Below are 6,565 nucleotides of genomic sequence, written 5' to 3'. Positions count from 1 at the left end.
GAAGTGCCGAGCAACGTGATCCTGCACAAGGTGGGCGCGCGCCGCTGGATCTCGCGCATCATGGTGACGTGGGGTCTGCTCTCCTGCGCGACCATTTTCATCCGCACGCCAACGCAGTTCTACGTGATGCGCTTTCTGCTCGGGCTCGCCGAAGCGGGCTTCATCCCGGGCGCGATCTACTACATGAGCCAGTGGTATCCCGCCGCACGGCGCGGCCGCGCCTGGGGCGTGTTCTATATCGCGCTGGCGTCGTCGGGCGTGATCGGCGGGCTCGTCTCTGGGTCGATCCTGCGTTTCATGACGGGCCTCGGCGGCATGCGCGGCTGGCAATGGCTGATCCTCGTCGAAGGCATTCCGACGGTGTTGCTCGGCATCTACATCTTCTTTCGCATGAGTGAGGACATTCGGCGCGTGAAGTGGTTGTCGGAGCCCGAAAAGGCTCACCTCACGAGCGTGCTCGCCGCGGAAAACCGGGACAAACTCGGCCACGGTTTCGCCGGGCTGCTGTCGAACTCGCGGATCTGGGCGCTCGTCGTGATCTACTTCGTCTACAACATGGGGCTCTACGCGATCAGCTTCTGGATGCCCACGCTCGTGCAGAAGATGGGTGTGACCGATGCCTTCACCATCGGCATCCTGACCGCCGTCCCCGGCGTGTGCGCGATCGTCAGCATGCTCGCGTTCGGCTTCAGCGCGGACCGGCACAACGAACGCAAGTGGCATCTGATCGTGGCATTCTCGATGGCCGCCATCGGCTTTGCGCTCTGCGTGCTGTGGCAGAACCAGCCCGTGCTCGGGGTAATCGCGTTGTGTCTCGCGAATATGGGCGTGCTGTCGATCCCTGCGCTGTTCTGGAGCCTGCCGACGGCGTTCCTGACTGGCGTGACGGCAGCTGCCGGCATCGCGATGATCAACTCCATTGGAAATCTCGCAGGCTTCGTTTCGCCGTACATGATCGGCTATCTGAAGGACCTGACTGGCCGCACCGATACCGCGCTCTTCGTCGTGGCAGGCGGACTGGTGCTGGGAGCGCTGCTCGTCGCGGCCGTACTGCGTGCGCGAGGTCATGGCACTGGCGAAGCTGCGCAAGTCCGCGTAGATATCCGCTAGTCGCGGAACTCGCATTGGGCAGTAAAAAGTGGTTTGTCGCAGTGCGCGTTGGTATCGTGACCATGACAATGCGAACGCGTCAGGGTCACGTCAAGCGGATAGTGCAAGCACCTTCGCACTAGGCATACCCTCGGTGTTGACGGCGGCAATGTGCGCGCCTCGTGTGCGCTGTATGCGCCGGCCTGCAAGTAGCCCCTGTAAGTTCGTAGGTAACGCTGCGGATGCGAGCCCGCGCGCGACTCGGGGTATCCGTACCTTTCGTGCAAATTCTGGCGGTGGGTTACCGCAGACCCTTAAACTGGCGGGTTGCTCGCGATAGGCCAGTTGCCATTCTCGACATAGCGGATCAGCTTTGGCCACTGGTCCCGTAGATAGGTGATAGGCCAGTGCCTTTCCACGCAAGCTTTTTGGCACGATGCCGGGCGACTACGCCAGCGCCAGCGCCAGGGCGTTGATGGCGTCGAGTATGCGGTGCTGTATCGCCGCCGCAATCGCTGTCGTCGCTCAGGCTTCCATTTCTTAGAGCGGGCCTACGGAGCGAACAGCTTGCCGATCAGCATGATGAAGCGTGTCGCGAGCAGAGCGGGGGAAAGCGCGGCTTTCGGCACGTTCTCCTCGGCCTTAATGAAGTACCGTCTCAGGTGCGCCCAACATCCGAGGTGCACGAGGTCGTAGCATTGAGCGATGTCGTTGTAGGGCTCGTATTCATCAGTTTTCAGAACCGCGCCCTTCCGGATCCCCGTGAACAGCTTGTCGGCCAGCTTGGCGCAGCGTCCGGGTGTATAGCTAAAGCAGCGGATAGGGACGCCCGAGCCGGTCATCTGTGCCTAGAGGTAACTCTTCGTTTGTGGTTCTCTTCCTTTCTCCGATGGGCACGCGCTCGTCGAGATGGGCGCGGAGATTAGTGAGCAGCTCGATTTGATCCCCGAGCAGCGTCGCGTGATCGAACACCAGCGTGTTAAATATGCGTGTCCGTGCTGCGATCTGGGCATCAAGGTCACGCCGGCGCCGCCGCGCATCATCCCGCTTGGACTCTTAAGCGAATCGGCGCTGACATGGGTCGCCACCGGCAAGTATCAGTTCGGCATGCCGCTCGACATACAACAACAATGACTCGCAGAACGCGGCTCTGAGCCGGCGTGGCAGACGGTTGACCAATAGAGCTAACAAGATCAGCGGTTTTCGAGCGGTTTAGATCCGGCCGATATCCACCATGGCGGCCAAGAAGTCCAGAAATGCGCGCACGCGCAGCGGGAGGTAGCCCCCCTGACCGACATAGACGGCGTGGACTTCCTCGACATCGCCTGGATTGCAGTCTTCGAGCACTGGCAATAGGCGTCCGGTGGCAATATCATCGCGCACCTGAAATGCAGCCAAGCGTGCCAGCCCCAGACCAGCCAAGGCCAAATGGCGTAACGCTTCGCCATCGCTGGCTTGCGCGCTACCAGTTACCGGAAGCACGATATCTTCATTCTCATATCGCAGCGGCCAGCCGGGCCGCGCTCGCACGTAGTTCGCGCCTAGGCGATTGTGCGCAAGCAGTTCCTCCGGCCTAGCTGGCGTGCCGTGACGAGTCAGGTAGCGTGGTGCGCCTACGATCACCATGCGCGTGACGCCCAGCCTGCGCGCCACTAAGTTAGAGCTTTTCAGCGGGCCGGCGCGAACGGCCACATCGGTTCGTTGCTCCAGGATATCGACAACCTCATCGGTCAGCACGATGTCCAGCGTGACATCGGGGTGACGTTCCAGGAATTCGGGCGCCAGTGGCAGCAAGAAGTGGTGGCCGAAGGGTACGTTGGCATTCACACGCAGGCGACCGCGAGGAGCTGTGTGTTCGCTTGCACATCGTTCGGCTTCATCCAGGTCGGCCAAGATGCGCACGCCGCGTTCGTAGAACGCGCAGCCTTCGGGGGTAAGTTGGAACTGCCGGGTTGAACGGTTCACCAAGCGCACGCCCAAACGTTGCTCCAGGCGTGTGACCAGTTTGCTAACCGCCGACGGCGTCATGCCGAAAACACGGGCGGCGGCGGAAAAACCTCCCAGCTCGATCACGCGCACAAACACTTCCAATTCGCCTGAACGGTTGGTTTCCAAACGAGCCAAGAATTTCTCCTCATTGACTTCAATTCACAAATGCTGTTCCTGCGGACAGTCTACTCCGATCCGGTCTTTGAATTCATTATTGATGCATCAAAGGCAACTGAATTCACTTAGATGACGAAATCCACGAAATCGCTTTCTGCCTCGGCAGTGCTGACTTTGGCACTAGCGACTGGCAGCGCGGCACCTGCAATGGCCGCCTCAACGGCCTGGCTGGCGACTTGGCAAGCCAGTCCCCAGCCAGTCTGGGGGTCAGGCTTTCTGTTTCCCACTAACATCCCGCCAGCCTTGCACGACAAGACCGTGCGACAGTTAGCGCGAATCAGCTTGGGTGGGCAACGCCTGCGCATCGTGTTGTCCAACGCCTATGGCCACCATCCGTTGGTCATAGGCAAGGCGACCGTCGCCCAACCCAAGAAGGATGGCGAGGTCGTCACCGGCAGCCTGCGCACGGTGACGTTCGGAGGCCGGGAGGCGACGAGCATTCCCCCCGGTGCATCAGTGATCAGCGACCCTGTAGCTTTCTCCGTATCTGCACGAGCACAGGTCGCGGTAAGCGTCTATTTGCCAAACGAAACCGCGATAAGCACGTTTCATTGGGATGGCAGGCAGACAGGCTGGATCGTGCCTGGCGACCAGAGTTCAGCCTTGGCGTTGACGAAGGCAGTTGGGGCCATACAGAGCACAACGGCCCGACCGCTGCTAACGGGCATTCAGGTCGAAACAGAACAAGCCCCACGAGCGATCGCGATAATCGGTGACTCCATCACCGACGGCGCGACAGCCAGTCTCGACAAAGACAGGCGTTGGCCGGACTTCCTGGCTGCCCGACTGGCCCCGCACGGTGTTGCTGTCGTCAACGCCGGCATCTCCGGCGCGCGCCTGCTGTCCGATGGCATGGGCGTCAACGCGCTGGCTCGGTTGGATCGGGACGTACTGGCGCAACCGGGGGTGCGCAGCGTCATCGTGATGTTGGGCATCAACGATATATCGTGGCCGGGCACTGCGTTCGCGCGAGATGCACAGCGCCCCACGGCGGACGCCCTGACGGCAGGCTACCGTCAACTCGTCGAACAAGCCCATGCGCGAGGGGTGCGCGTGATCGGTGCCACGCTGACGCCGTTCGAGGGTGCTTTGCCCGGCACGCCGCTGGCCAACTACTATCAGCCCGACAAGGATGTCTTGCGCCGGCAAGTGAATGAGTGGATTCGCCACAGTGGAGTATTCGATGCGGTCATTGATTTCGATGCAGCCCTGCGAGATCCCACCCAGCCAACTCGCATCGCTGAGCGTTATGACTCCGGCGATCACCTGCATCCCGGCGACGAAGGCAACCGTGCGATGGCCGAAGTCGTGGATCTCGATTCCTTGTTGCCCGGATTCGTCGCCTCGAATAATTCACCCAAGACTTCACAGGAGCGTTGAGCGATGCTATTCACCTCCTATCGCCTGGGCAGCCTGGTACTGCCAAATCGCATTGTCATGCCACCGATGACTCGCTCGCGTGCCGGACGGGGCAACGTACCCACTGCGCTAATGGCCGAGTACTACGCTCAAGGCGCGTCAGCCGGCCTGATCGTCAGCGAGGGAACGCAGATCAGCCAGCAGGGCCAAGGTTACGCCTGGACACCGGGCATCCACACGCCCGAGCAAGTGGCTGGCTGGCATGGCGTTACCAACGCTGTACATGCCGCTGGCGGGCGCATCTTCGCGCAACTCTGGCATGTCGGACGCGTTTCGCACGTTTCGCTGCAACCTGATTGCGCCGCGCCGGTGTCTTCGTCGCCATTGGTGGCTAATGGCGTAAAAGTATTCATCGACCTCGAGGGCAAGGGACCGCAATCGGGTGTCGGGCAGACGGTGCAGCACTCAGCGCCGCGCGCCCTGTCTGCAGCCGAAATCGCGCAAGTGGTGGAGGATTTCGCCGCCGCAGCACGCAACGCGCTGAATGCCGGCTTCGATGGCTTGGAACTGCATGGTGCGAACGGTTATCTCATTAACCAGTTCATTGACTCTCGGGCTAACACGCGCACCGATCGTTATGGCGGCTCGTTGCCAAACCGGCTGCGTTTCCTGCGAGAAGTCACAGAAGCGGTAGTCGCGGTGGCTGGGAGTGAGCGTGTTGGGGTGCGATTGGCACCTCTGACCACGCTGCAGGGCGCCGTGGATGACACGCCGCAAGCTACTTACCTGGGGGCCGCGAAAATGCTCAACAACATCGGCGTGGCGTATCTCCATATCGCCGAAGCCGATTGGGACGATGCCCCAGACATGCCCGCGGCCTTCAAGGAGGCGTTACGGTTGATTTACGACGGCACGCTGATCTACGCAGGCAAATACACAGTGGAGCGCGCAGAGGCCGCGCTTTGCAATGGCTGGGCTGACCTGATTGGCTTTGGTCGACCGTTCGTTGCCAACCCTGATTTACCTGCGCGCCTGCGCCACGGTCGTGCACTAGCCGCGCCCGCGCCTCAATACTTCTTCGGAGGAGCAGCCACAGGCTACACCACCTATCCTCGCTCGCCACACACCTCGACGAGCGAGGACATGCCGTGCGCCAATATGACCGCGTTCGGAGAACGCATCCGTCGCTGACTCACCGAAGCGCGGTCCGTCGTGGCAATGACGGGCTGAACGACTATTTTGATGATAAGTGTGAATCTGATCGACGACAATCCATGCAACAACCAGTCGACCCGATTGACGGGATGTGCGATGCGAGCGAATGACATGGCGTAAGTAGGCCTCCGCGTACTAATCGAGTTACCGCAGCCGCCCCCCGGGTCGCTGACTTCAGCGACCTGCTGTCGTTCGATTACGCTTTAAGCGCAAGCCAAGGCACGCGACGACCGTCCGTTGGCCCGCACGTCCATCCGTCTACGGTCTGATGCTCAGTTGTCGGGCCTGCGGCGCCGAACCGCATGCCCCGGCTGCTGCGCGCTTCGTACGGGTCTTGCTAGCCGCGGACAAGCCGACGATCTCGCAGTGGTCAGGATCAGGGGCCTGTCTTACGTGACCGGCATCGCGGCGTCCGGTCTATACCGAGGTGCTGAAGGTGCTTTCGCCGTACCGCCGGGAAGACATCAACCGGCTCGGCGACTATCTGCTGGGCTTACAGCGCCCGGCGCCGCCGCTCGATCCGATTATCGATTTTGCAATCATCAGCAGCTTTGGTCGAGATGCGGCGGATTTTTTAAGAATCCCGACCAGACCTCGATTATGATGTTCGAGTTCGGCCGGCAGTGGGGCCGGCCCCTAATCAAAATTTCACTGACATGCTCGAGAGTGCCGAGTTCTTGCGCCTTTCTCACGGTCTCATCTTGGCGTTCGTGAGCGCCGATCCAGTTCTCGGTAA

6 protein-coding genes and 2 pseudogenes are annotated in these 6,565 nt (G+C 61.0%); 5 read left to right on the top strand and 3 right to left on the bottom strand.

Going from position 1 to position 6,565, the window contains the following annotated elements; translation table 11 throughout:
* The coding region (locus tag AWB81_RS39405; RefSeq protein WP_062643672.1) for an MFS transporter at positions 1 to 1,110 on the top strand (1,110 nt) is incomplete at its 5' end.
* 530 nt (positions 1,111 to 1,640) lie between these two features.
* On the opposite strand, the gene AWB81_RS49230 is transcribed toward AWB81_RS39405, so the two are convergent.
* Positions 1,641 to 1,931, bottom strand: a complete 291-nt coding sequence (locus tag AWB81_RS49230; RefSeq protein WP_425266598.1) for an IS66 family transposase — start codon at positions 1,929 to 1,931, stop codon at positions 1,641 to 1,643.
* Positions 1,932 to 1,977: 46 nt separating this feature from the next.
* Between AWB81_RS49230 and AWB81_RS39395 the strand changes: the two are divergent.
* A pseudogene (locus AWB81_RS39395) lies at positions 1,978 to 2,205 on the top strand (IS66 family transposase zinc-finger binding domain-containing protein); the annotation flags it as partial.
* 96 nt (positions 2,206 to 2,301) lie between these two features.
* Here the strand turns inward: AWB81_RS39395 and AWB81_RS39390 are convergent.
* Positions 2,302 to 3,213: a LysR family transcriptional regulator gene (locus AWB81_RS39390; RefSeq protein WP_062643670.1), complete on the bottom strand. Its 912-nt coding sequence runs from the start codon at positions 3,211 to 3,213 to the stop codon at positions 2,302 to 2,304.
* 111 nt (positions 3,214 to 3,324) lie between these two features.
* On the opposite strand from AWB81_RS39390, the gene AWB81_RS39385 reads away from it, so the two are divergent.
* From AWB81_RS39385 to AWB81_RS49005, 3 genes and pseudogenes are all read left to right on the top strand, one after another.
* Entirely contained in the window at positions 3,325 to 4,635 is a 1,311-nt protein-coding gene (locus AWB81_RS39385; RefSeq protein WP_062643667.1) for an SGNH/GDSL hydrolase family protein, read from the top strand.
* Between the two features lie 3 nt (positions 4,636 to 4,638).
* Complete coding sequence (locus tag AWB81_RS39380; protein ID WP_087135526.1) at positions 4,639 to 5,805, top strand: alkene reductase; 1,167 nt, start codon at positions 4,639 to 4,641, stop codon at positions 5,803 to 5,805.
* A gap of 436 nt (positions 5,806 to 6,241) precedes the next feature.
* Positions 6,242 to 6,433 (top strand): annotated as a pseudogene (locus AWB81_RS49005) (hypothetical protein); the annotation flags it as partial.
* On the opposite strand, the gene AWB81_RS47705 reads toward AWB81_RS49005, so the two are convergent.
* Positions 6,372 to 6,565: hypothetical protein (locus AWB81_RS47705; protein WP_235026156.1), on the bottom strand; the 194-nt coding region annotated here is incomplete at its 5' end. The pseudogene AWB81_RS49005 and the gene AWB81_RS47705 sit on opposite strands and share 62 nt — an antisense overlap.

This window comes from Caballeronia arationis (assembly GCF_001544975.2).
GTDB lineage: Bacteria > Pseudomonadota > Gammaproteobacteria > Burkholderiales > Burkholderiaceae > Caballeronia > Caballeronia arationis.
The sequence above is the reverse complement of the archived record's forward strand: the minus strand, read 5'-3'. Positions and strand labels throughout refer to the sequence as shown.

Bases quoted from the DNA above. Each gene is read 5' to 3' on its own strand.
- AWB81_RS49230 (WP_425266598.1), bottom strand. From the start codon at position 1,931: ATGACCGGCTCGGGCGTCCCTATCCGCTGCTTTAGCTATACACCCGGA.
- AWB81_RS39385 (WP_062643667.1), top strand. From the start codon at position 3,325: ATGACGAAATCCACGAAATCGCTTTCTGCCTCGGCAGTGCTGACTTTG.
- AWB81_RS39380 (WP_087135526.1), top strand. From the start codon at position 4,639: ATGCTATTCACCTCCTATCGCCTGGGCAGCCTGGTACTGCCAAATCGC.